Here is a 24,625-nt window from a genome sequence, read left to right as displayed (position 1 = left end):
GAAATCGGCGCGGCGCTCGCGCAGGAATCCGGCAAGAGCGTCGAGGACGCGTCGAACGAAGCCGTCTACGCGGGCCAGATCACGCGCTACCACGCCGAGTGGGCACGCCGGATCGAGGGCGAGATCATCCCGAGCGACACCCCCGACGAGAACCTGTTCCTGCAGCGCGAGCCGATCGGCGTCGTCGCGTGCCTGATCCCGTTCAACTACCCCGTCTACACGCTGCTGCGCAAGGTCGCGCCCGCACTGATCGCCGGCAACACCGTGGTCGTGCGGCCGAGCAACCACACGCCGGTGTCCGCGTTCGAGATCGCGAAGGCGGCCGACGATGCCGGCTTCCCGCCGGGCGTCGTCAACATCCTGACGATGGACCACGCAACAGCCGAAGCGCTGTGCACGCATCCGGCAGTCGGAATGATCACGCTGACCGGCAGCGTGAACGCGGGCCGCAAGGTGCTCGACTACTGCAAGGCGAACATCGCGAAGCCGTCGCTCGAACTCGGCGGCAAGACGCCCGCGATCATCGAGCCCGACGCCGACCTCGAACGCGCGGCCGCTGCGCTCGTCGCATCGAAGACGACCCACTGCGGCCAGCTCTGCACTGCGATCGAGCGCGTGTACGTGCACGACAGCGTGCATGACCGCTTCGTCGCGCTGCTGAAGGAGAAGATGGCGGCCGTGCGCATCGGCGACCGTGCGGAAGACGCCACGCGGATGGGCCCGCTCGTCAGCGCATCGGCGCGCGCGCACATCCACGGGATGGTCGAACGCGCGATCGCGGCCGGCGCGACGCTCGAAACCGGCGGCGCAATCCCAGCCGGCCCCGGCTTCTTCTATCCGGCCACGCTGCTCACCGGCGTGCGGCAGGACATGGAGATCGTGCAGGAGGAAACCTTCGGCCCGATCATGCCCGTGCTGCGCTACACGACGATCGACGAAGCGATCGGGTTCGCGAACGACCACCAGTTCGGCCTGTCGTCGGTGCTCTACACCGAGCACTACCGCACCGCGATGACCGTCGCGAACGCGATCGAAGCCGGCGAGCTGTACGTGAACCGCACACCGGCCGATCCGTACCAGGGCTTCCACGCCGGCTGGAAGCGCTCGGGCCTCGGCGGCGACGACGGCAAGCACGGGATGCTCGAATTCACGCAGACGCGCCTCGTCGTCATGAAGTACTGACGCCGTCACGCCGACGCCCCGTTTCCGGCGCGCGCACTAGAACACCACGCCGCGCGCGCCGCCCCTGATTCAACCAGAACATAAGAAATCTGCAGGCCTCCATATCAAGGATGCCTGATGGAGGAAGACATCATGCCGACTCAACCGTCGACACCCGCCGCATCGCTCGCGTTGCACGACAAAGCGCTCGACGCCCTCGCGTCGCCGCATTCCCGCGCACAACGCTACCTGCAACTGCTGCTGCTCGTGATTGCCGCGGGCGCGATCTACCCGATGCTGTATCTGCGGCAGGTGTACCAGCCGACGATGCTGCAGTTCTTCCATATCGACGACGTGCAGCTCGGCTACCTGTATTCGTCGCTCGGAACGATCTTCCTGATCAGCTATTTGCCGAGCGGCTGGCTGGCCGACCGCCTGTCGCCGCGCTGGCTGATCTGCTTCTCGCTGATCGCCACCGGCGCGCTCGGGCTCGTCTACGCGACCGGGCCGTCGTTCGACATGCTGGTGCTGATCTTCGGCGGCTGGGGGCTGACCACCGGCCTCACGTTCTGGGCGGCCGTGATCAAGCGCGTGAACATGATCGCGGGCCCCGACGAACAGGGCCGTTTCTTCGGCCTGCTCGACGGCGGCCGCGGCCTCGTCGAGGCGCTGCTCGCGACGATCGCGATCACGCTGTTCGCGTACGTGACGCAGGCGCGCGGCGGCACCGATGCGGCCGGCTTCAAGCTCGTCGTCCACCTGTACGCGTTCTTCTGCATCGCGCTCGGCGTGCTGCTCGCGCTGGTGAAGGACCAGGCAAGCACGGGCGACCGTGCAGCGTCCGCGAAGCGCACCAGGGGCAACGTGCTGATCGACCTGAAGACGCTCGCGGCGATCCCCGAGCTGTGGCTCGTCGCGGCGATCGTGTTCTGCGGCTACCAGGTGTTCTGGGCGACCTACAGTTTCTCCGCGTACCTGCACGAAGGCAATTTCGGGCTGAGCGCAACGGCGGCCGGCTTCATCACGACGCTCAAGCTGTGGATGCGCCCCGTCGGCGGCATCGGCGGCGGCTTCCTCGGCGACCGCGTGTCGAAGGTGTCCGTGCTGTTCTGGGCGCTGGTGCTCGCCGCCCTGTCCCTCGTCGGGCTGATCGCCGCGCCCGCGCACAGCCCGCAGGCGATGCTCGTCGTGCTGGTGCTGTTCATCGGCATCCTCACCTACGCGATCCGCGGCCTGTACTGGTCGCTGCTCGACGACTGCAAGGTGCCGACGCATTGCGCGGGCCTCGCGATCGGCCTGATCTCGGTGCTCGGCTATTCGCCGGACGTGTTCGTGCCGCTGATCAACGGCTACGTGACGCAGACCTACCCGGGCGCGCACGGCTACCAGCTCTATTTCGGCTATATCGCGGCCATCGCGCTCTGCGGCGCGGGCGCCGCCGCGTTCCTCAAATATCGCCTCAACCGCATCCAGGAGTCCGCATGAAGATCGTTTCGCTCGAAACCCATATCGTCGCCGTGCCGCCGCCGCATGTCGGCGGGATGTACTGGATCTTCGTGAAACTGAAGACGGACGACGGCATCGAAGGCGTCGGCGAGATCTACTCGGCGACGTTCGGCCCGAAGGCGATGGCCCCGATCATCGACGACGTGTTCGAACGCCATCTGCTGAACCGCGATCCGCATCACGTCGAGCGGCTGTTCCGTCAGGCCTATTCGAGCGGCTTCACGCAGCGCCCCGATCTCACGATGATGGGCGTCGTCAGCGGCCTCGAGATGGCCTGCTGGGACATCATCGGCAAGGCGGCCGGCAAGCCGGTATATGAACTGCTCGGCGGGAAGATCCACGAGCGGCTGCGCTCGTACACGTACCTGTACCCGAAGAACGCGAAGGGCGAATACGACTACGACGATCCCGACCTCGCGGCCGAATGCGCGGCCGAGAACGTGAAGCTCGGCTTCACGGCCGTCAAGTTCGACCCAGCCGGCCCGTACACCGCTTACTCGGGCCATCAGCTGTCGCTCGAAGTGCTCGACCGCTGCGAGCTGTTCTGCCGCAAGGTGCGTGAAGCCGTCGGGAGCAAGGCCGACCTGCTGTTCGGCACGCACGGGCAGATGGTGCCGTCGTCGGCGATCCGGCTCGCGAAGCGGCTCGAGAAGTACGACCCGCTGTGGTTCGAGGAGCCGGTTCCCCCAGGCCAGGAAGAGGCGATCGCACAAGTCGCGAAGCACACGTCGATTCCGATCGCGACCGGCGAGCGCCTGACGACCAAGTACGAATTCCACAAGCTGCTGCAGGCCGGCGGTGCATCGATCCTGCAGCTGAACGTCGCGCGCGTGGGTGGCCTGCTCGAAGCGAAGAAGATCGCGACGCTCGCCGAAGTGCACTACGCGCAGATCGCGCCGCACCTGTACAACGGGCCGGTGGGCGCGGCCGCGAGCATCCAGCTCGCGACCTGCACGCCGAACTTCCTGATCCAGGAAAGCATCATGACGTGGGGCGGTTTCCACGCGGAAGTCGTGAAGACGCCGATCCGCTGGGAAGACGGCTACATCATCCCGTCGAACGAACCGGGCCTCGGCATCGAGCTCGACATGGACGTCGTGCGCCGTCACACGCCGTACACCGGCGAACGCCTTCACCTGCAGATGGGCGAACACCCCGTCGACGTGAAGGATCTCGCCCCCGCGAAGGGCTGAGCGCAAAGGACAGACATGAGCTACGACTACATCATCGTCGGCGCGGGCTCGGCCGGCTGCATCCTCGCGAACCGCCTGAGCGAATCGGGCCGGCACTCGGTACTGCTGCTCGAAGCGGGCGAACGCGACGCGTCGTTCTGGTTCAAGGTGCCGGTCGGCTTCACGAAGACCTACTACAACCGCCGCTACAACTGGATGTACTACAGCGAGCCCGAGGCGCAGCTCGCCGATCGCAAGCTGTACTGCCCGCGCGGCAAGGTGGTCGGCGGATCGGGCTCGATCAACGCGATGGTCTACGTGCGCGGCCAGCGCAGCGACTACGACGACTGGGCGAACGCCGGCAATCCGGGCTGGGCGTACGACGACGTGCTGCCGTACTTCCGCAAGCTCGAAACCCACGCGGCCGGCACGACCGATCCGCAGCATCATGGCGCGACCGGGCCGATCCACATCACGTCGATGAAGGCCGACGTGCATCCGATCGTCCACGAGTTCCTGAAGGGCTGCAGCCAGTTGAACCTGCCGCGCACCGACGATTTCAACGGCGCGCAGTTCGAAGGCGCGGGCATCTACGACCTGAACACGAAGCACGGCGAACGCTGCTCCAGCAGCTTCGCATACCTGCGTCCCGCGCTGGGCCGCGCGAACCTCACGCTGCGCTCGGGCGTGCTCGTGCGGCGCGTGACGTTCGACGGCACGCGTGCGACCGGCGTAGTCGTCGCGGGCGAGCACGGCGACGAAACGCTCGTGGCCACGCGCGAGGTCATTCTCGCGGCCGGTGCGGTCGATACGCCGAAGCTGCTGCAACTGTCGGGCGTCGGCGATCCGTCGCTGCTCGCGCGCCAGCGCGTGCCGCTCGTGCATGCGCTGCCGGCCGTCGGCCGCAACCTGCAGGATCACCTGTGCGTGAGCTTCTACTTCAAGGCGAACCGCCCGACGCTGAACGACGAAATGGGTACGCTCATCGGCAAGATGAAGATCGGGCTGCGCTACCTGCTGACGAAGCGCGGCCCGCTTGCGATGAGCGTGAACCAGGCCGGCGGCTTCTTCCGCGGCACGGATGGTGCGCAGGAACCGAACATCCAGCTCTACTTCAACCCGCTGTCGTACCGGATTCCGAAAAGCGACCGCGCGAGCATCAAGCCCGAGCCTTATTCTGGCTTCCTGATCGCGTTCAACCCGTGCCGGCCGACGAGCCGCGGCACGATCGAGATCGCGTCGAACCGCGCCGAAGATGCCGCGAAGATCCACATCAACGCGCTCACCACGCAGAAGGATCTCGATGAAGCCGTGCAGGGCAGCAAGGTGATCCGGGCGCTGATGCGCGCGCCGGCGCTGAAATCGATGACCGTCGAGGAAATCTCGCCGGGGCCGCAGGTCGATTCAGACGAAGCGATGCTGCAGTATTTCCGCGAGCAGTCGGGTTCGATCTACCACCTGTGCGGCTCGTGCGCGATGGGGCCGGACGCGGAAACGTCGGTGGTCGATGCGGCGCTGCACGTGCACGGGCTGCAGGCGCTGCGGATCGTCGATGCGTCGGTGTTCCCGAACATCACGTCGGGCAACATCAACGCGCCGACGATGATGGTCGCGGAGAAAGGCGCGGACCTGATTCTGGCGGATGCGGTGCGGGCGGAAATGGCTGGCGTGCAATCGACGCCACGTGAGACGGTCGTGCAATAACACGGTGCCGGCAGGTTCGACGGCCGCCGCCGCCGAGCGTCATCGGTTCGTGGCGTCGACGACCTGCCGGCACACGTTCACGATCAGGTCCCGCAGCCCCGCATGCACCGCGTCGCGTTCGAAGCGCGGATGCCACATGATCGAGATCGCGAGCGCCGGGGTCGCGACCGGCAGGTCGAACGTCACGACGTCGTGCCGGGCCTGGGCGGTGTGCTTCTCGGGCACGTGAGCGATCCAGTCCGAGCGCTGGGCGAGCTCGATGCCCGACTTGAAGTTCGGCACCACCGCGATGACGTTGCGCTCGCGCCCCTGCTCGCTCAGCGCATCGTCGATCGGCCCGTGAAAGCGTCCCTTGCGCGACACGCTGATGTGCGGCACGGACAGATAAGCATCGAGCGTCATCCGGCGCCGCGCCAGCCGATGGCCCTTTCGCAGCACGCCGACCATGCGGTCGTCGAACAGCTTGCGGATCATGATCTCCGGCCCCGTCTCGCCGACCACGCCGATTTCGATATCGACTTCCCCGCTGCGAAGGCGCGCCACGGTCTTCTCGTGCTTCGGCAGGAAACGCAGCCTCGCATGCGGCCATGCATCGTGCGCCTGCGCGATGATGGGCACCGCAAACGAATCGATGAAGCCGTCATTCGCGCTGATGTTGAACACGCGCTGCGCGTCGATCGACCGGTGCTGCGCGCCGAGCAGCAGTTCCACATCCTGCAGGATGCGGTCGAGCGGCTCCTTCAGCCGCCGCGCCGTTTCGGTCGCCACCATGCCCTTTCCCGCGCGCACCAGCACCTTGTCGCCGATCGCGTCCTGGACACGGGCGAGGGTCCGGCTCATCGCGGACGGACTCAGATCGAGACTGCGTGCCGCGCCCGACACGCTTTCCTCATCGATCAGCGCTTTCAGCGCCAGCAGCAGGTTCAGGTCGATCCGGTTCAACGCCGCGCTCCTCGCAGATTTGCATCAAATGCATCATATATCTGCCAAACCTGCACTGTACACACACCTTCCTCGCTCCTACCATTCGGGCAATCGAACGGAGGAACGCATGGAGACGACACAGGCGCACGACGAGCCATTGCGCGAGTCGCTGTTACGGGACTGGCAGGACCATACGAAGCAGCCGACCACGGTCGCGGCCCGCTTGCGGGAGCGGCTTGCGTTCCCGATGGGGGAACAGGATCTCGTCGAACTGGCGGCGCTCGCGACGCATGTATTCGGCGAGCATCTCGGCGACTGGCAGGCGGGAATGGGCTATCTCGACCAACTCATGGACGCGCATGACGACGTCCCGGCCGATTCGCTCCGGCGCATCGACCGCCAGCATGCGGTGCTCGAACGACTGGAGGACGTGAATGCGTCGCTCGACAGGTTCGACGCCGACGATCGCGTCTACATCACGGCGCTCGCACTTCCCGCGATCACGCTGCAGCGATCGGTGGAGGAAGCAGAAACGGCCTTCGCCGAAGCGATGCAACTGCTCGCGTCGAACGACTGCCATGCGTACCGCAGGCTGTTCGGCGTGGTGACGGCCAATCTCGTGTGCGACCTGCTGGATCGTTCGGCGTTGTCGGCCGCCAGACGGCGCCTGCTCATCGTGCTCGCGGAGAAAAGCCATGCGCTCTGGCTTCAGGACGGCGACGAGACAGACCGGGAGAAGTCCGCGTTTCGGCTGATGCAGAGTTACCAGAAATGCCGGATGCCTGAGAATTACAGAAGCGGGCGCTATCCACGGTATGGGTCGATCGAACCGTAAGCGCAAACGACGCACGGGCCAGAACGCAGCGCCGTGCCCTGGCGGGTTGAGCTAATCCGTAATCGTGACCTGGATCGTCCCGACTGCAACGTGTGGGACATCGCCCTCGCCAACTATCCGGTCTGCCCCTGCGGCGTGCGGCGTCTCGGTCATGCAGACGCGGCGCGCAGCTGCCATCAACCGCCTTCGGATATAAGGCGCCGCGGTCGTTGAACTGCGGGCCGATCCATCCGCCTCTCGCATTGCCTCTCGCTTCCCGCCCATCGTCGATTGTTGCCGGTCGAACAACACGATGTGTGCATTCACGGTGCTTCCGCCTTTCATCCCCCTGACTACAATCCATCTCACGCCCGGTTGAAAGGCGAGCGAAGCGAAACGCGCGAAATTCGTGGTCGTGCTCGTGAACCGCACTCAGCAATGCGACTTACCCCACTTGATAAAGAGGACTCTTGATGATGAGCGAAACCACCCGCAATGTTCAGCCGGTTATCTCCGACCTCGGCAAGGAAGGTTCAGGCGAACTCGTGCCGTCCCGCTACGCCGTCCGCGTGGGTGACGTCGACGTCGTGCTGATCAGCGACGGCATTCTGCCGCTGCCGACCTCCACCATGTCCACCAACGTGAGCGAAGCGGACCGCAATGCCTGGTTCGATGGCCGTTTCCTGCAACGTGACATGTTCGACTGGGCGCTGAACGTCGCGCTCGTGCGCAGCGGCGACCGCCTGATCCTGATCGACTCCGGCGTGGGCGACGGCTTCGAATACTTCACGCGCGCCGGGAAGTCGGTGATGCGCCTGGAATCGGCCGGCATCGACTTGTCCGCGATCACCGATATCGTGATTACCCATATGCACATGGATCACGTCGGCGGGCTGAACGTCGACGGCGTCAGGGCCAGGCTGCGCCCGGACGTGCGCATTCACGTATCGGCCGCGGAAGTGGCGTTCTGGAAAAATCCGGACTTCAGCAAGACGGTGATGCCGGAAACGGTGCCGCCGGCACTCCGCAAGGCGGCCGAGAAGTTCGTGGCGCTCTACGGCGAAAACATCGTCCAGTTCGACCAGACCGTGGAAGTCGCCGCAGGCGTGTCGGCGCGCGTGACGGGCGGGCACACGCCCGGGCACTGCGTCGTGGACATCGCATCGAATGGCGAGAAGCTGACGTTCGCGGGCGATGCGATCTTCGAAGTCAACTTCGATCATCCCGAGTGGCAAAACGGCTTCGAGCACGATCCTGAAACGGCGGCCGCCGTGCGTATCGCGCTGTTCAATGAAGCCGCCGAGACTGGCGCGCTGCTGGCCGCCGCGCATGTCGCGTTTCCGTCCATCGGTCACATCTCAAGGAACGGCGACGGATTCCGGTTCGTGCCGGTTCTGTGGGATTACTGATCACTGAAAGGCTCTCGGCGATCGTGACGGAACCGGCGCATGTCCACGAGACTTGAGACGGCTTCTTGCAGACGATCACGAGTCGTCGCCGTGGCACCGGCAAAAAAACGGCACGCCGCATATCGCGGCGTGCCGTCCTTCATGCCCCCGCCCCGGTTTCCCGCCCGGAACGGCCATCGTTCAATTCACGCTCGAACGCTTCTCCACGAACCTTCTCACATAGTCATCCGCCGGCCGCGACAGGATATCGTCCGGCGTCCCGACCTGCACGAGCGTACCGTCACGCAGAATCGCTATCCGGTCGCCGATCCGCAGCGCTTCGTCGAGATCGTGCGTGATGAACACGATCGTCTTCGACAGCGTCGTCTGCAGCTCGAGCAACTGATCCTGCATCTCGGTACGAATCAGCGGATCGAGCGCGGAGAACGCCTCGTCCATCAGCAGCACGTCCGTATCGGCCGCCAGCGCGCGCGCCAGCCCGACGCGCTGCCGCATCCCGCCCGACAGCTCGTCCGGATAGTGATCGCCATAGCCGTCGAGCCCGACTTTCGTCAGCCAGTTGCGCGCCGCCTCGGCCGCATCGTGCCGCTTCTCGCCGCGCGTGCGCAGCGCATACGCGGCGTTGTCGAGCACGGTCTGGTGCGGCAGCAGCCCGAAGTTCTGGAACACCATGCTGACCTTGAAGCGGCGCAGCTCGCGCAGCCCGTGCGCGTCGAGCTTGATCACGTCGCTGCCGTCGATCACGATCTCGCCGGCCGTCGGCTCGATCAGCCGGTTGAAGTGCCGCACGAGTGTCGATTTCCCGGAGCCCGACAGCCCCATGATCACGAAGATCTCGCCCGACTCGATGCCGAGGCTCACGTCGTTGAGCCCGACGTTGCAGCCCGTTTCGGCCAGCACCTCGGCCTTGCGCTTGCCCGAGCGCAGCAGGTCGAGCACGCGCGCATGCGCGGCGGGCGGCCCGAACAGCTTGTACACGTGTTTGACGTCGATGGTCGCCATGTCTGTCTCCGTTCCTATGCACGCGACGACTGCGTCGCCTGATTCGAATCGACGCCCGCCGACTGCGCCTTGCGCGGCAACCGGTACGGCACGCGCGACGCGCCCTTCTGCCGGCGCTGCTGCGCGAGCCGCCGCCGTGCGCGCCGCTCCTGGCCGAAGCCCTGGCTGATCCGGTCGATCACGATCGCGAGAATCACGATCGCGAGGCCAGCCTGCGTGCCCTTGCCGACGTCGAGCGTCTGGATGCCCGCGAGCACGTCCTCGCCGAGCCCGCGCGAGCCGATCATCGACGCGATCACGACCATCGACAGCGCCATCATCGTCGTCTGGTTGATGCCGGCCATGATGCTCGGCCGCGCCAGCGGCAACTGCACGTTGACGAGTAGTTGCCAGCGCGTCGTGCCGAACGCGCGCGCGGCTTCCGTCACGTCCGGGTCGACCTGGCGGATGCCGAGATCGGTCAGGCGGATCAGCGGCGGCAGCGCGTAGATGATCGTCGCGAGGATCGCGGGCACCTTGCCGAGGCCGAACAGCATCAGCACCGGGATCAGGTACACGAAGCTCGGCAATGTCTGCATCACGTCGAGCACGGGCAGCAGCATCCGGCGCAGCCAGGCGCTGCGCGACGCGAGGATGCCGACCGGCACGCCGATCGCGACCGACAGCACCGTCGAGACGAGCATCAGCGCGAGCGTCTGCATCAGCTTGTCCCACAGGCCGAAGCAGCCGATCGCGTAGAGCAGCAGCATGAAGAGCACGCCGAGGCCGATACGGCGTGTCGCATTCCACGCGATCGCGCCGACGACCAGCAGCACGAGCCACGGCGGCGCCACGCGCAGCGCGCCTTCGAGCGGCACGAGCAGGTAGCGCAGTACCAGCACGCTGAAGTGATGGAAGCCGTCGCCGTATTGCGCGACGAACGTCTCGAGCGCGCTGTTCACCCAGTCGGCGATCGACAGGTGCAGAAAGAAGCCGTTCATGTTGATCCTCCGTCGCGCCGCGAAGGCGCGTGACGGCGGCGGCAGGCACGGGCCCGCCGCCGCGCGCAGGTTACGCGCCCTTCAGGCTGCCGGCGATCTTCTGCGCGACGTCGGCCGGCACCCACTGCTTCCACATGTCCTGGCGGGTCTTCAGGAACTGCGTGGCCATCGCCGCGCCGTCGATCTTCTTCGTCGTCATCTCGAGGATCGTCTGGTTCAGGAAGTCCATTGGAAAACGCACCTTGCCGAATACACCGACGAGATCGGGATTCGCATCGGCGAACGGCTTCGACACGCCGACCGTCAGCCGCGACACCATGTACGACGACGCGCACTGGTGCGTGCTGCTCTCGTCGCGCAACGTCTTCCAGCATGCTTCGTTATAGGCCGGCATCTTCAGCGCGGTGAACTTGTATTTCGCCATCAGCGCGGCCGGGCCCCAGTAATAGAACACGATCGGCGCGCCGCGCTGGTACGCGGACGCGATCGCCGCGTCGAGCGCCGCACCGGTGCCCGGGTGGAAGTTCGTGTACGACTGGTCGAGCTTCAATACGCGCAGCAAGCGCGAGTTCACGCGCTCGCAGTCCCAGCCCGTCGGGCAGTTCAGGAAGCGGCCTTTGTCCGGTTCCTCCTCGTCCGCGAACACCTGCTTGTACTTCGGCAGATCGTCGACCGACACGAGCCCCGGCGCGACCGGCTTGATGTTGCGCGCCGGATCGCCCTTCACCACGTAGTCGGGCACGAACCAGCCTTCGGTCGTGCCGCCCGGCAGCGTATCGCCGATCAGCTTCACGGCGCCCGACGAGACGGCCTTCGCGGTGATCTCGCTACGGCCCGTCCACTGCTCGGCCCAGATCTGCAGGTCGTTGCGCGCGAGCGCCGTTTCGGTGGCGGCCGTGCTGCCCGGCACGACGTCCGTCTTGCAGCCGTAGCCCTTCTCCATGATCTGCCGCAGCACTTCGGTCGCGAACGACCCGCTCTCCCACGTGATGCCCGCGAAATGGACCGTCTTGCCGTCGGCGCACGCGCCGCCGGCCGCGTGGGCGGCTGGCGCGGACAGGATCGCCGCGGCGGCGAGAAGGACCGTTTTCAGTCGTCGAATCTGCATGGTGGGTCGTCTCCAAATCGAATCTGTTGTTTGTGCGTCGCGGCATGCGCGGCGACCGGCGAATCGTGAACGCATCCACGTCCGGTCAGCCTGCATGTTTCCGCCGCCAATTTGTTTAGGGAAACGAGTAATTCCGATCATTGCTATCGGCAGCGTCAATCGATCTCCGGGCACCCGGCCAAGCCCGCCGGACGGGCTTCACGGCCGATTTCACCCGCCCGCGCACGACCCGGCGCGGGCTGCGTCGCCCCCCCGTTCGGCCGTGGCGCGACCGGCGTTGCAGCGCGACGCCGCCCAGCCCGTTTCGACTATCGAAACGGCCTGTCGCGCCCCCATTGGCGAACCCGATCCCATCCATCGAAATTACTCGCTTTCGATTCCTTTTCGGCTTGGGAAGAATGCGCGGTGTCATCGGAGGAGACACGACCCGACGCTGCCGGTTGCCGCGCCGCCGCGCCTTGCGCGACCCGGAGCCGCACGCGCTGCACCGGGTCGCCCCGGATGACGGGGTGCGCCTCGCCGGACGTGCCCACGACAACCGATACAAGCTGGATATCCCGGAGATCTCTCAATGAAAAAGACCCTGACGGCGCTCGCCGTAACGGCAACCTTCGCAGCCCCCGTGTTCGCGCAAAGCAGCGTCACGCTGTACGGCGTGATCGACGAAGGCCTGAACTACACGAACAACGTCGGCACCGGCCACGTCTACGAGATGGCGAGCGGCTACGCGCAGGGCAGCCGCTGGGGCCTGAAGGGCAGCGAGGATCTCGGCGGCGGCATGAAGGCGATCTTCCAGCTCGAAAACGGCTTCGACGTGAACAGCGGCCGGCTCGGCCAGGGCGGCCGCATGTTCGGCCGACAGGCCTACGTCGGCCTGAGCCAGACCCAGTACGGCACGCTGACGTTCGGCCGCCAGTACGACTCCGTCGTCGACTATCTCGCGCCGACCACGGCCAACGGCAACTGGGGCGGCTACCTGCTCGCGCACCCGTTCGACAACGACAACACCGACAACTCGTTCCGTCTCGACAACACGGTGAAGTACGCGAGCCCGAACTTCGGCGGCTTCCAGTTCGGCGGTGCCTACAGCTTCAGCAACAGCACGAACTTCTCGGACAACCGCGCGTACAGCTTCGGCGCGCAGTACCAGAACAACGGCCTGCTGATCGGCGCTGCGTACCTGCAGGCGAACCACCCGGGCGACGGCTCGGCCGGCGCGATCACCGCGAACGACGCGAGCTATATCGCCGAGCGCATGCGCGTGTTCGGCGCGGGCATCAACTACACGTTCGGCCCGGCAACGGTCGGCTTCGCGTACACGAACTCGAACTACAAGAACCCGACCGGCAACGGCTACCTCGGCACGCCGGGCGCGATCATCGCCCCGGGCGCGACGGTCAGCGCGATCAAGTACCAGAACTTCGAGGTGAACGGTTCGTACCAGATCACGCCGGCGTTCATGGTCGGCGCGCAGTACGTGCTGTCGCTCGAGAAGTACGACGCATCGACCGGCGACGCGAAGCCGAAGATCCACTCGGTCGGGCTGATGGCCGACTACAACCTGTCGAAGCGCACCGACGTGTACGTGCAGGCCGCGTACCAGCACATCGCCGGCGACAAGACGAATTCGATCCTCGACAACGCGTTCATCCCCGGCACCGACGCACCGTCGTCGACGTCGAACCAGGTGGCCGTGCGCCTCGCGCTGCGCCACAAGTTCTGACGCAACCCGGTTCTCCGTTCTTCACGCGACACCCGCGCGGGTCTGCCCGAGGTGTCTTTGCCCGCCCGCAGGCGCAAGCCTGCCGGCGGGCTTTTTCATGGCTCCGAGCCGCTTTGCGGCACGAGTGCGCGACAGCGGCTGCCCCGTCGAACCCGACCCACGCGTTCGACGGCCTCGCGAGAATCCACGACAATCGCTTTCAGCCTTTCATGTCTGCGGGTGCCCGTCTCGATCCCACGCCGGGCCGATACGCTCGCGAGGCCTGCGCTGTCCGTCCGGCGTCGCAATCCGCGCCGCGCCCGGATCGATCGACGATCAGCGCAGGCGGCATGAAGGCCGTTCGCGCTTGCGCATTACTCACAATAGTTTGCAATTTTGCGTTGAGCCGGTCGATATGATCCGACTGTCACGATCGAATCGGTGCCGGCCCATGCAATCCTGCGGCCGCGCGCCGCAAAGAGCCTGAACGGCTCGACGAACATAACGCATCGGGGGCCACGGCAATGGAGCGCAATACAGACCAAAAATCACACGGCGCCGCCGGCTTCTGGCGACGCACCGCCGCGTTTTCGATCGATTCAATCCTGCTCGGCTTGATCGGGCTGGCGATCGCGATCCTGTTCTTCGATGCCCTGTCGACGATTGGCGATTGGGGAAGGCTGATCGGCTTCCTGATCGGGTCCATCTACTTTGGCCTGCTCGAGGGCGGGCATCGGCACCAGTCGCTCGGCAAGCGGGTGATGAATATCCGTGTTGCCGATTGCGCCACCCCCGACGGCTCCGGTCCCGGGTACGTTCGCGCCTGGGCACGGTACGCGCTGATCGCCGTTCCGCTGACACTCGGCGGCATCAGCTTTATCGACCTGCCCGCGCTTCACGATCCGGGCATGGCATGGCTCGCCACGGCAAACGGCACGATCGTGTTCTTCTGGGGCCTGGCATTGCTGTATCTGTTCGTTTTCAACAGGCCGAGCCGCCAGTCCGTACAGGATCTGCTCACCGCCAGCAGGGTCGTGCATGTCGCGGCGCCCGTCGAGGATGCCGCTCCGGTTGGCCGGAAGCACTGGGCGATCCTGGCCGTCCTTGGCCTGCTTCTGTTCGTCGGCAGTCGTTTTGCCACAACGCGGCTGATCGATGACGATCGCATGGCCGATATCCACCAGATCCAGCGTGCGACATCCACCGTTCCGGGCGTGATCCAGAGCGGTGTCTGGATCGGCAACACGCGCGTGGTCGGCCCGGCGGGCCAGCCACCGAAAGCGATCGCCACCCTCACCGTGCTCACGAGCACGCCGGCGCTGATGAACAAGGTCGGGGCGACCGCTGTCGCGCACGCAGCGCTTGCCTCATCGGCCTGGCTGCGACAACAGGATCTCGTCAACGTGGTGAGCGTCCGCGCGGTCAATCTCGGCATTGCGACATGGCGAACCCAGTTTTTCATGGGTCGGTCGCCTGCGGAATGGACCGCGATGGCCGGCACCGGGTCGACGTGACGAAGCAAAAATGAGTGACATCGGCATCGACCTGCCGCTCTGGATCGTCCCGGTCATTTACGGCGCCATCTACTGGCCATTGACGCTGTTTTTCGGGGCCCTGTGCCTGTATGCCGGCGTGACGCGCCTGCGCGGCATCGGTCGAATCGCCTTCACCGTCATCGCGCTCCCGCTCATCGCCGTTGCGTGCCTCGGGATCTACTACGCGATCGCCGGCTATTGAGCAGCGGCGCATTGCATGCGTGACCACACGATATCCGCGAAGATCCGGGCGCGATCCCGTCGTCGCGGCTCGTGATGCGCCAGGCCGCCCCGTCAACCGTGACAGGTCGACAGACGGCGATACGTCGATACACTGTGCGCCACCCCACCCGAAGGAGTGTCACTTGAAGCACTGGCGCCGCGCGCTGTTCACCTTCGCCGCCGGCCTGCTGGCCGCCGCGACGTCTCATGCCCGCCCGATCTGCACGGTTGTCGCCGACGCCGCCACCGGCCAGGTACTCGTGCAGCAAGGCGATTGCGCGACCCGCGTGACGCCGGCGTCGACGTTCAAGGTCGCGATCAGCCTGATGGGCTTCGATGCGGGCGTCCTGAAAGACGCGCACACACCGACGCTCGACTTCCACGCCGGCTACCCCGACTGGGGCGGCGCGCCGTGGCGCGAGCCGACCGACCCGGCGCGCTGGATGAAGCTGTCGGTGTTCTGGTACTCGCAGCAGGTCACGCAGGCGCTCGGGCAGGCGCGCTTCCAGCAGTACACGAACGCATTCGGCTACGGCAACGCGGACGTGACCAGCCAGCAGGGCGAACTGAACGGCGTGATGGGCGCATGGGTCAACGCGTCGCTGCGCATCTCGCCGCTCGAACAGATCGGCTTCATGCGCAAGATCGCGAACCGGACACTGCCCGTCAGCGCGCACGCATTCGACATGACCGAGCGCATCACGCTGATCGACACGCAGCCCGACGGCTGGGTCGTGCACGGCAAGACGGGGACCGGGTCGCCGGGGCGCAAGTACGATGCGTCGCACGCTTACGGCTGGTTCGTGGGGTGGGCGGCCAAGGGGCCGCGCAAGCTGGTGTTCGCGTACCTGATGCAGGACGACAAGCGGCAGACGCCGAATGCCGGCCTGCGTGCACGCGATACGTTCCTGGCGACGCTGCCGGCCCTCGCCGAACCGGGCAGGCCGCAATGAGCACCGGGCCGCGCAACGCGCGGATCGACCTGCTGCGCGGCGTGTCGATCGTGCTCGTCCTGCTGCATCACTTCAACATCCCCTACTCGCTGCGCGACACGTCGCTTGCGCGCCTGATCGGCTGGGATGCAGTGCATGCGGTGGCGCGCAACGGCAACTACGGCGTGACGATGTTCTTCGTGATTTCCGGCTACCTGATCACGTCGAATGCGCGGCGCCGCTGGGGCAGCCTCGGCGCGGTCGACGTGCGCGCGTTCTACGTGTCGCGCGTCGCACGCATCGTCCCGTGCCTGCTCCTGCTGCTCGCGCTCGTCAACGGCCTCGCGGCAGCCGGCGTGCCGATCTTCCAGAACCATGCGCCGGAAGGCATCGCCGTGTCGTTCTGGCTCGTGAATCTCGCGTCGCTGACGTTCTGGATGAACGTGCTGATCGGCGCGTACGGATGGGTCAACTACGCGCTCGGCGTGCTGTGGTCGCTGTCGGTCGAAGAGGTGTTCTACCTGTCGTTTCCGCTGCTGTGCATCGCGTTGCGCCGCGACGCGCGGCTGGCCGCGTTCTGGGTGGTCATCGCCGCGATCGGGCCCCTGTACCGCTTCACGCACGCCGGCGACGAAGGCGGGTTCCTCTACGCGTACTTCGCGTCGTTCGACGGAATTGCGATCGGCTGCTGCACCGCGCTGCTGGCCGAACGCGTGAACGGGCAGCGGCTGGCCGCGCCGCTCGTGCAGTGGCCCGTCGCGGCGGCGATGGCCGCGCTCTATCTGGCCTGGCCGATCGCGGAAAGCCATGTCGCCGGCGTCACCGCGATGGCGCTCGGCACGGCCGTGCTGCTGATCGGCGCGCACGTCAACGGCGAGCGCGTGCCGGGCCGCCTGCTCGCGCCGCTGCACCGGGCCGGCAGGCTCAGCTATGAGCTGTACCTGTTCCACCTGATCGTGCTCGGCGGGCTGCGTACGATCTGGCCGCCGTCGGCCACGCATGGCGACACGAAGCTGCTGTTGCTGATTGCATATCTGGCGCTGTCGGCCGCACTGAGCGCGGCGATCGCGCGCGGCTATGCGACACCGCTCGACCGCTACATCAAGCGGATCGCGTCGCGGCCTTCCACGCGCGTGCCGGACGGCGCGCGCTTCTAGCGTGTCATCGGCAATGGCTGCCGGTTGGCCGCAAAAAAATCGGCCAGGGCCCGGCCGTATCGCTTGACGATACCGGCCGGCCTGACCGCAAGCCCCGCGTACAGACGGTCGAAATCGTCGATCAGTCGAGATAGTCCGCGTATTCCTTGCGCGTATAGCTGGCGAGCGTCTGCCACGGCAACGTCTCGCGCCGCGCGGCCGGTGCCGGCGTCAAGGTCAGCTTGCGCACGACACGGCCGTCGGCACTCCGGTATTCGACCGACAGCGGCGCCTGCAGCGTCTCGTTCCACAGGATCCGGTTCACGCCGCGCGCGCCGGGTGTGTCGACCGCCTGCTCGTACCAGCGGGTACCGGGCGTGTCGCCGCGCTTCGCGACCGCGAGCCGCTTCAACTGCGACGGCGGCGTGACGTAGTACGCGTTGTCCCACGAGCCGTCGAAGCCCGTGGTTTCGTACTCGGCCGGCGGTACGCTGACGACCGTCCGGTTCGCCGTATCGACGTACTCGATGCGCGCCGTCTTGCCGTCGTAGGTCACGTGCCGCGCGGCTGCCTGGAAGTTGAAGTGCTTGTGGCCCGCGTGGCCGGCGTGGGCAGCGGCCGGCTGCACGCCGGCGCGAGCGCCCGCGTCGTGGTCATGGTCATGATCGTCACCGTGACCACCTGCCGCCGCGACGGGCAGCACGCGTTCGACCCACACGTGAGCGTCGCGCCGCACCATCCGTTCGCGATACATCGTCGTGCGCGTCACGCCGTCGGCCGACACCGTGCGGCTTTCGTGCAGCAGCACGGCGTCGAGATCGGCCGCTGCAAGGGCCGGCAGCGCAACCCACCCGCAAGCGAGCGCGCAGAGAAGCTGACGTTTCATCGGTCGTTCCCGTTCCTCATGCAGTCAACGGATTCAGAAACCGAACGCCGAGCGCACGAGACCGAACACCTTCGTGTTGTCGATCGTGCCCTTGAACGCCTTCGCGTCCGCGCCGTCGGCGAACAGCATCACGTCGCCGCCGCCGTGCGTCTCCGAGCCCGCGCTGCCCATCCGCACGCCCACTTCCTGCAGATACGCCTCGTTCGTCGCGGTGGCCGAATCGACCGACGCACGCACGTTCGGCCGGTTCGCGCCGTTGCCGAACACGAGCGTCGTGTAAGTGTTGCCGTCGGCGTCCTTGCTCGGCTGGCCGTCGCGATAGTTGCGGCTGATGTCGAGAATCGGGTTGCCGCGCTTCGAATAGCCGTTGATCGTCATCGTGTGGTCGTGGTCGGCCGTCACGACGATCAGCGTGTTCGACAGGTCGACCTTCGACAGCGCGACGCGGATCGCTTCGTCGAACGCCGCCGTGTCCTCCAGCGCGCGTTTCGCATTGGTGCCGTGCAGCGCGTGATCGATCCGGCCGCCTTCGACCATCAGGAAATAGCCGTTCGAATTCTTCGACAGCACGTCGATCGCCTTCGACGTCATCTCCGCGAGGCTCGGCTGCGTCGGCCCTTCGCCCTTGCCCGCGACGCGGTCGAGTTCATACTCCAGATGGCTCGTCGAACTGAAGAGTCCAACCAGCTTGCCGTTGCCGGCCTGCGCGAGCTGATCCTTGTTCGCGACGACCGTGTAGCCCTTCGCCTTCATCTCGTTGAGCAGGTTGCGGCCGTCCGCACGCCCGCGCTTGTTGGCCACCGGATCGAACGGCGTCCAGTGGTTGCGGCCGCCGCCCATCAACACGTCGACGCCGTCGCCGAGCGCCGCGTTGTAGCCTGCGCCGCCCGGCGACGCCTGCGCGGCGATGTCGTACTGCGCATCGCGATGGCAAATGTGCGAATAGGTCGCGGCAGGCGTCGCGTGCGTGAGCTCGGTCGTCGTGATCGCACCCACCGCCTTGCCGCGCGCCTTCGCGAGCTCCAGCAACGTCGCGACCGGCTGGCCGTTGCCCGTCACGCAGTTGTTGACGGTCTTGTTGCCGTTCGCGTCGTTGCCCGGCGCGACCGCGCGCGTGTCGGACGACATCGACAGCACTTCGTTGTTCATCTTCACGCCGGTCATGTACGCGGCCATCGACGGTGCGCTGTCGGTCGTCTGCGCGTCGTTCGAGAAGGTCTTGACGCGCGCGGTGCGAGCCAGCTTCTCCATCGTCAGTTGTCCCGACTCACCGACCTTGTAGATCCGGCTCGCCGTCACGGTCGTCGGCCCCATGCCGTCGCCGAGAAAGAAAATCACGTTCTTCGCCTGGCCGGCGGCCTGCGCCGCGCCGCACGCGAAACCCGCGACGGCCAGCGCCGCCGCGATGCACTTGATGGTCGACATCCTGTATTCCCCTGTACCCGTATGGTCGGCGCTCACAGCTGCACCGCGTTGCGCACCAGCTCGAACACCTTGTTGTTCTCGATCACGCCGTGGAATGCATCCGCGCCGCGGCCGATCGCACCGAGGAACACATCGGTGCCGCCGTGCGTCTCGTTGCCCTTGTCCATGCGCACGACCGCTTCCTGGCGATAGTCGTCGGCGCCCGTCACCGCATCGGTGAGTGCCGTGCCCGCGCGGCTGCCCTGCACGCGGTTCTCGCCGTTGCCGAAGCCGATGATCGTGTACGGCGCGCCGTCCGCGTCCTTCGCGACCGCGCCCGTCTGGTAGCTGCGCAGCACGCCCAGCACGCCGGGCTTGCCCGCCTCGGTCTTGCCGGTGCGCGCCGCATAGCCGTTCAGCACCAGCGTGTGATCGTGGTCGGCCGTGACGACGATCAGCGTGTTCTTCAGGTCGGGATCGGTCTTGCGCACCTTGTCGATCGTGGCCTTGATCGCGTTGTCGAACGCGACCGTGTCCTGCAGCGCGCGCTTCGCATTGGTGTCGTGCAGCGCGTGGTCGATCCGGCCGCCTTCGACCATCAGGAAATAGCCGTTCGGGTTCTTCTGCAGCACGTCGAGCGCGCGCGTCGCCATGTCGGTGAGGCTCGGCTCCTTGGTCGCCCCGCGATCGAGGTCGTAGCTCATGTGGCTCGACGAGAACAGGCCGACCAGCTTGCCGCCCTTCGTCGCATCGGCCGCCAGCAGGTCGTCGCGGTTCTGCGCGACCGCATAGCCCTTCGCCTTCAGCTCGTTGACCAGGTTGCGCCCGTCGGTGCGTTTGCCGCCGCCGTCCTTCGGCACGAAGAATTGCGTGCCGCCGCCGAGCACGACGTCGACGCCGTCGCCCAGCGCGCCGTTGTAGCCCGCGCCGCCCGGCACGAGCTGCGCGGCGATGTCGTTCTCGGCGTCGCGATGGCACACGTGTGCATACGTCGCCGCGGGCGTGGCGTGCGTGACGCGCGTGGTCGTCACGACACCGGTGGCCAGCCCCTGCGCCTTCGCGATCTCGAGCAGCGTCGTCGCCGATTTGCCGTTGTTCGCGCCGCAGTTGCCGGTGAGGCTCGCGGTCGGCTCGATCGCCTTCGTGTCGGGCGACATCGAGATCACTTCGTTGTTGGTCTTGACGCCGGTCATGTACGCCGACATCGACGGCGCGCTGTCCGTCACCTGCGCATCGTTGGAATAGGTCTTCACGAACGCGGTTTCCGGCAGCGTGTCGATCGTCAGCGCGCCGTCTTCACCGACCGCAAAGATGCGCGCGGCCGTCAGCGTCGTGATCCCCATGCCGTCGCCGAGGAAGAAGATCACGTTGCGCGCGGCCAGCGGCTTCGTGGGGCCGGGCGCCGTGCTGGTCGGGCCGTCGTCGCTGCCGCATCCGGCAAGTGCAAAGGCGCCCGCACACAGCAGCGCCGCCAGTTTGATTCGATTCATGTTGCCGGTTCCCCCCGCCATTGATGCTTTCGAAATGAAAGGCGATGGTAGGAACCTGATGTGACGGCAATATGAATTGTAATTGGAAGGTATAGAAGGATTTATGAAAGGCACAAGTGAGGCGCCACGATCGGGCGCCCCGCGCGCAGCGGCATCATTCCGCGTGTTCGGCGGTGACGCTGCGCACGGTCACGATGCGCGCAGGCGGTATGTTTGCCCACACGATCCGGCTGCCGCAGGCAACAAATGCCGAATCGCCGAGCGGATGACGGCCAGGCAGCCGCAGGTCGTACGTGAACTGAATCATCACGCCGTCGGCGGACAGCACGCGGTGGCACTGGTCGACGATCGCCGCCACATCCTGACGCGGCAGCGTGCGCAGCGGCAGGCACGACACGATCGCGTCGACGCGCGCCTCGGGCGGCAGCAGCCGCTCGAGCTGCCGCGCGTCGCCCGACACGATCGAGATGCCCGGAAAGCGTCGCCGCAGATGCTGGACGAACGCCGGCGAACGCTCGACCACGACGAGCCGCCGTGGCGCGACACCGCGTTCGAGCAACGCCGCGGTGATCGCGCCGGTGCCGCCGCCGAGCTCGACGACCAGCCCGTCGCCATCCGGCACCGCATCGGCCATCTCGCGCGCCAGCTGCCGCGAACTCGGGCACAACGCGCCCACCGCGGCCGGACGGCCGACCCACTCGCGCACGAACAGTGCCGAGACACGCCACGCGTTCGGCCACATCATGGGCAGCCCTTGAGCAGTTGCGCCGTCGGCCTCGATGCGTCGGCGGCTTCGTGGAACAGGGCTACGGCGACACGGGGCTTCGGCATGCGCATCCTCCTGGACGAATCGGTCCGTCGCAGGAAGAGCGACGTTCAAATCGATTCTAGGAAACGCAAACTTAAGGCGACGTGAAGATTGTCCCTGATTCCGCTGATCAATTCGTACCCGATCGGCCGCCGGACTGCCCGGTCAGCGATCGACCCGCTGCTGGAAGTGCGCGGGATAGCGCTCGCCGACGATCCTGATCTGCTGCAGCGCAGTCTCGATCGCGGCGAGATCGTCGGCCGTCAGCACGACTTCCGCCGCACCCACGTTCTCGTCGAGCCGGTGCAGCTTCGTCGTGCCCGGAATCGGCACGATCCACGGCTTGCGGGCCAGCAGCCAGGCCAGCGCGATCTGCGCGCGCGTCGCGCCCTTGTCGGTCGCGATCCGGCCGAGCAGGTCGACGAGGCCCGCGTTCGCCTTGCGGTTTTCCTCCGAGAAGCGCGGCACGACATTGCGGAAATCGTTCTCCGCGAACGTCGTGTTCGCATCGATCGCGCCGGTCAGAAAACCTTTACCGAGCGGGCTGAATGGCACGAAGCCGATCCCGAGTTCCTCGAGCGTCGGCAGGATCCGCGCCTCCGGCTCGCGCCACCACAGCGAATACTCGCTTTGCAGCGCGGCGACCGGCTGCACCGCGTGCGCGCGACGAATCGTCTGCTCACCGGCTTCCGACAGCCCGAAATGCGCGACCTTGCCTTCGCGGATCAGGTCCTTGACCGTGCCGGCCACGTCCTCGATCGGTACGTTCGGATCGACGCGATGCTGGTAGAACAGGTCGATGCGATCGATCTTCAGCCGCTTCAGCGCCGCGTCGGCCACGTCGCGGATATGCGACGGCCGGCTGTCGACACCCTTCATCGCCTGGCCGTCCTCGAAGCCGAACTTGGTGGCGATCACGACCTGGTCGCGAAACGGCGCGACCGCCTCGCCGACCAGCTCCTCGTTGACGAACGGGCCGTACGCTTCCGCCGTGTCGAAGAACGTCACGCCGCGCTCGAACGCGGCACGGATCAATGCGATGCCGCTCGCGGTGTCGGTCGCGGGGCCATAGCCGTAACTCAATCCCATGCAGCCGAGCCCGATTGCCGAGACTTCGAGGCCGCTCTTACCAAGCATGCGTTTTTGCATGACGCTCTCCTGCTGAAGATGAAAAGGTTCGACTGAATGCCGAGGAAGCCAGTGTAGGTTGATGGATAGCGCTCAACAATCGGCGTACCATTTCATGCGTTACTGAGGAAAATTCATAAATGCTCCGCACCGGCATCGGCGAACTCACGACCTTCATCACGATCGCGGAACAGCGCAGCTTCAGCGGTGCGGCGCGCATCCTGGGCGTATCGCCGTCGGCGCTGAGCCATGCGGTGCGTCACCTCGAAGCGCGGCTCGGCGTGCGCCTCTTCAACCGCACCACGCGCTCCGTCGCGCTGACCGAGGCCGGCGAGCAGTTGCTGCTGCGCGTGCGGCCCGCGGTGGCCGATCTCGAAGATGCGCTGAACGACGCAGCCACCGCCCGCAACCGTCCATCCGGCCAGATCCGGATCAGTGCGTCGGAAGCGGCGGCGCGCCCGCTGATCCGGCATGTGCTGCCCGCGTTCGTCGCACGCTATCCGGACATCCATGTCGAGTTCGTCACCGATTCGCGGCTGATCGACATCGTCGAGCACGGCTTCGACGCCGGCATCCGCGTTCATGAAGACGTGCCGCGCGACATGATCGCGGTGAAGTTCGGCGACACGATCCGCTTCGTCGCGGTGGCGTCGCCCGACTATCTGTCGCGACACGCGCCGCCGGAGCGGCCGCAGGATCTCGTGGATCACCGCTGCATCCGCTACCGGTTCGAAAGCGGCGCACTCTATCGATGGGATCTGATCCGCAAGGGCAAGCGCGTCAGCGTGGATGTCGACGGGCCGATGACGCTCGGCAACCAGGGGCTGATGATCGACGCCGCGCTGGCCGGCATCGGCATTGCGTGGGTGACGGAATCGCGCGTGGCCGAGCACGTCGCCGCCGGGCGGCTCGTGCGTGTGTTGCCGGAATGGAGCCAGGATTTCGGCGCGCTGTGCCTCTACTATCCGGCAAACCGGCATCCGCCGGCGGCGCTGCGGCTGTTCGTCGAGGCCGTGCGCGAGTGGGTGGCGGCCGGGCGCGAAGCGACGCCGGCCTGAGCGCAGGCGCAGGCAAACGCACCGGAACATCCTCGCGGGGCTGATGCCGTGCCGCTCGGCGCACGGGCCCTGCCGGCCCGCCCCTTAACGCGTGGCGCGCATCAAGATGTTCGCGAACGGCAAACCTTCGTCATCCTCATCACGACGCGAAACTTCCTCGAAGCCGAGCCGCGCATAGAACGCGCAGGCATCGCGATTGTCGGCGTACACCTCCAGATCGAGCGCGCCCTTGAGCGCGAGCGCATGCTCGACCAGCGCGCGGCCGATCCCGTGGCCCTGCATTGCCGGCGCGACGAACAATCCCCCGATCGAACCATCGAGCAGCCCGATGAACCCGACCGGTTCGCCGGCCCGACACGCGACCCAGGTTTCCGCCTGGGGTAGATAAACCGCTTCGATCAGCGCGCGCTGCTCGCGCAGCCGCGCTTCGCCGAGAAACGGATGCGCGAGCAGCGACGCGTCGAACCAGATGGCCGACAGCGTATGCAGGTCGGATGCCTCGTAGGCACGAATCTCGATTGCCATGTTTTCGTATTGTTCAATT

General features: G+C 66.3%; 22 protein-coding genes. 12 read left to right on the top strand and 10 right to left on the bottom strand.

What is annotated here, in order from left to right:
• The 4 genes from G3O00_RS06705 to G3O00_RS06690 form a co-directional block, all read left to right on the top strand.
• The coding region (locus G3O00_RS06705; protein WP_206142505.1) for an aldehyde dehydrogenase family protein at positions 1 to 1,182 on the top strand (1,182 nt) is incomplete at its 5' end.
• 132 nt (positions 1,183 to 1,314) lie between these two features.
• Positions 1,315 to 2,646, top strand: a complete 1,332-nt coding sequence (locus tag G3O00_RS06700; RefSeq protein WP_206142504.1) for an MFS transporter — start codon at positions 1,315 to 1,317, stop codon at positions 2,644 to 2,646.
• Positions 2,643 to 3,860, top strand: a complete 1,218-nt coding sequence (locus G3O00_RS06695) for a mandelate racemase/muconate lactonizing enzyme family protein (protein WP_089443495.1) — start codon at positions 2,643 to 2,645, stop codon at positions 3,858 to 3,860. The genes G3O00_RS06700 and G3O00_RS06695 overlap by 4 nt, the downstream gene beginning before the upstream one ends.
• A gap of 15 nt (positions 3,861 to 3,875) precedes the next feature.
• Positions 3,876 to 5,543 carry a GMC family oxidoreductase N-terminal domain-containing protein gene (locus G3O00_RS06690; RefSeq protein ID WP_206142502.1) on the top strand — a complete coding sequence of 556 codons (1,668 nt, stop codon included), beginning with the start codon at positions 3,876 to 3,878 and terminating at the stop codon, positions 5,541 to 5,543.
• A 39-nt stretch (positions 5,544 to 5,582) separates the two neighbouring features.
• Here the strand turns inward: G3O00_RS06690 and G3O00_RS06685 are convergent, their stop codons facing one another.
• Positions 5,583 to 6,485 (bottom strand): LysR family transcriptional regulator, encoded by a 903-nt coding sequence (locus G3O00_RS06685; RefSeq protein ID WP_011356429.1) that lies wholly within the window; start codon positions 6,483 to 6,485, stop codon positions 5,583 to 5,585.
• A 139-nt stretch (positions 6,486 to 6,624) separates the two neighbouring features.
• On the opposite strand from G3O00_RS06685, the gene G3O00_RS06680 reads away from it, so the two are divergent.
• Positions 6,625 to 7,302 (top strand): hypothetical protein, encoded by a 678-nt coding sequence (locus tag G3O00_RS06680; protein WP_206142501.1) that lies wholly within the window; start codon positions 6,625 to 6,627, stop codon positions 7,300 to 7,302.
• A 455-nt stretch (positions 7,303 to 7,757) separates the two neighbouring features.
• The gene (locus G3O00_RS06675; protein ID WP_206142500.1) at positions 7,758 to 8,690 is read left to right on the top strand and encodes an MBL fold metallo-hydrolase; all 933 of its coding nucleotides are present in this window, start codon (positions 7,758 to 7,760) and stop codon (positions 8,688 to 8,690) included.
• A 180-nt stretch (positions 8,691 to 8,870) separates the two neighbouring features.
• Here the strand turns inward: G3O00_RS06675 and G3O00_RS06670 are convergent, their stop codons facing one another.
• From G3O00_RS06670 to G3O00_RS06660, 3 genes are all read right to left on the bottom strand, one after another.
• Positions 8,871 to 9,692 (bottom strand): betaine/proline/choline family ABC transporter ATP-binding protein, encoded by an 822-nt coding sequence (locus tag G3O00_RS06670; RefSeq protein WP_011356433.1) that lies wholly within the window; start codon positions 9,690 to 9,692, stop codon positions 8,871 to 8,873.
• Between the two features lie 14 nt (positions 9,693 to 9,706).
• Positions 9,707 to 10,672, bottom strand: coding sequence for a proline/glycine betaine ABC transporter permease (locus tag G3O00_RS06665; RefSeq protein WP_011356434.1), 966 nt, complete (start codon positions 10,670 to 10,672; stop codon positions 9,707 to 9,709).
• A 70-nt stretch (positions 10,673 to 10,742) separates the two neighbouring features.
• Positions 10,743 to 11,780: an ABC transporter substrate-binding protein gene (locus G3O00_RS06660; RefSeq protein ID WP_174914168.1), complete on the bottom strand. Its 1,038-nt coding sequence runs from the start codon at positions 11,778 to 11,780 to the stop codon at positions 10,743 to 10,745.
• Between the two features lie 571 nt (positions 11,781 to 12,351).
• On the opposite strand from G3O00_RS06660, the gene G3O00_RS06655 reads away from it, so the two are divergent.
• The 5 genes from G3O00_RS06655 (at position 12,352) to G3O00_RS06635 (ending at position 17,328) form a co-directional block, all read left to right on the top strand.
• Positions 12,352 to 13,503, top strand: coding sequence for a porin (locus tag G3O00_RS06655; RefSeq protein ID WP_206142499.1), 1,152 nt, complete (start codon positions 12,352 to 12,354; stop codon positions 13,501 to 13,503).
• 503 nt (positions 13,504 to 14,006) lie between these two features.
• A complete protein-coding gene (locus G3O00_RS06650) occupies positions 14,007 to 14,996 on the top strand; it encodes an RDD family protein (protein WP_206142498.1) in 990 nt (329 codons plus the stop codon).
• 10 nt (positions 14,997 to 15,006) lie between these two features.
• Complete coding sequence (locus G3O00_RS06645) at positions 15,007 to 15,219, top strand: hypothetical protein (protein ID WP_206142497.1); 213 nt, start codon at positions 15,007 to 15,009, stop codon at positions 15,217 to 15,219.
• A 163-nt stretch (positions 15,220 to 15,382) separates the two neighbouring features.
• Positions 15,383 to 16,192, top strand: coding sequence for an OXA-1043 family class D beta-lactamase (gene blaOXA / locus G3O00_RS06640; RefSeq protein WP_206142496.1), 810 nt, complete (start codon positions 15,383 to 15,385; stop codon positions 16,190 to 16,192).
• Positions 16,189 to 17,328: an acyltransferase gene (locus G3O00_RS06635; protein WP_206142495.1), complete on the top strand. Its 1,140-nt coding sequence runs from the start codon at positions 16,189 to 16,191 to the stop codon at positions 17,326 to 17,328. The genes blaOXA and G3O00_RS06635 overlap by 4 nt, the downstream gene beginning before the upstream one ends.
• Positions 17,329 to 17,449: 121 nt before the next feature.
• Here G3O00_RS06635 and G3O00_RS06630 read toward each other — a convergent pair whose 3' ends face one another.
• From G3O00_RS06630 to G3O00_RS06610, 5 genes are all read right to left on the bottom strand, one after another.
• Positions 17,450 to 18,193: a hypothetical protein gene (locus G3O00_RS06630; protein WP_206142494.1), complete on the bottom strand. Its 744-nt coding sequence runs from the start codon at positions 18,191 to 18,193 to the stop codon at positions 17,450 to 17,452.
• Between the two features lie 33 nt (positions 18,194 to 18,226).
• Positions 18,227 to 19,618, bottom strand: coding sequence for an alkaline phosphatase (locus G3O00_RS06625; protein ID WP_011356442.1), 1,392 nt, complete (start codon positions 19,616 to 19,618; stop codon positions 18,227 to 18,229).
• Between the two features lie 32 nt (positions 19,619 to 19,650).
• Complete coding sequence (locus G3O00_RS06620) at positions 19,651 to 21,087, bottom strand: alkaline phosphatase (RefSeq protein WP_011356443.1); 1,437 nt, start codon at positions 21,085 to 21,087, stop codon at positions 19,651 to 19,653.
• A 154-nt stretch (positions 21,088 to 21,241) separates the two neighbouring features.
• Positions 21,242 to 21,832, bottom strand: a complete 591-nt coding sequence (locus G3O00_RS06615; protein ID WP_206142493.1) for a methyltransferase domain-containing protein — start codon at positions 21,830 to 21,832, stop codon at positions 21,242 to 21,244.
• A gap of 228 nt (positions 21,833 to 22,060) precedes the next feature.
• Positions 22,061 to 23,044, bottom strand: a complete 984-nt coding sequence (locus tag G3O00_RS06610) for an aldo/keto reductase (RefSeq protein WP_206142492.1) — start codon at positions 23,042 to 23,044, stop codon at positions 22,061 to 22,063.
• Positions 23,045 to 23,163: 119 nt separating this feature from the next.
• Between G3O00_RS06610 and G3O00_RS06605 the strand changes: the two genes are divergently transcribed.
• The gene (locus G3O00_RS06605; protein WP_206142491.1) at positions 23,164 to 24,081 is read left to right on the top strand and encodes a LysR family transcriptional regulator; all 918 of its coding nucleotides are present in this window, start codon (positions 23,164 to 23,166) and stop codon (positions 24,079 to 24,081) included.
• 84 nt (positions 24,082 to 24,165) lie between these two features.
• Here G3O00_RS06605 and G3O00_RS06600 read toward each other — a convergent pair whose 3' ends face one another.
• A complete protein-coding gene (locus tag G3O00_RS06600) occupies positions 24,166 to 24,606 on the bottom strand; it encodes a GNAT family N-acetyltransferase (protein WP_174929973.1) in 441 nt (146 codons plus the stop codon).
• Positions 24,607 to 24,625 lie beyond the last annotated feature (19 nt).

The organism is Burkholderia sp. Ac-20384 (genome assembly GCF_017104605.1).
In the GTDB taxonomy this organism is placed as follows: domain Bacteria; phylum Pseudomonadota; class Gammaproteobacteria; order Burkholderiales; family Burkholderiaceae; genus Burkholderia; species Burkholderia lata.
The sequence above is the reverse complement of the archived record's forward strand: the minus strand, read 5'-3'. Positions and strand labels throughout refer to the sequence as shown.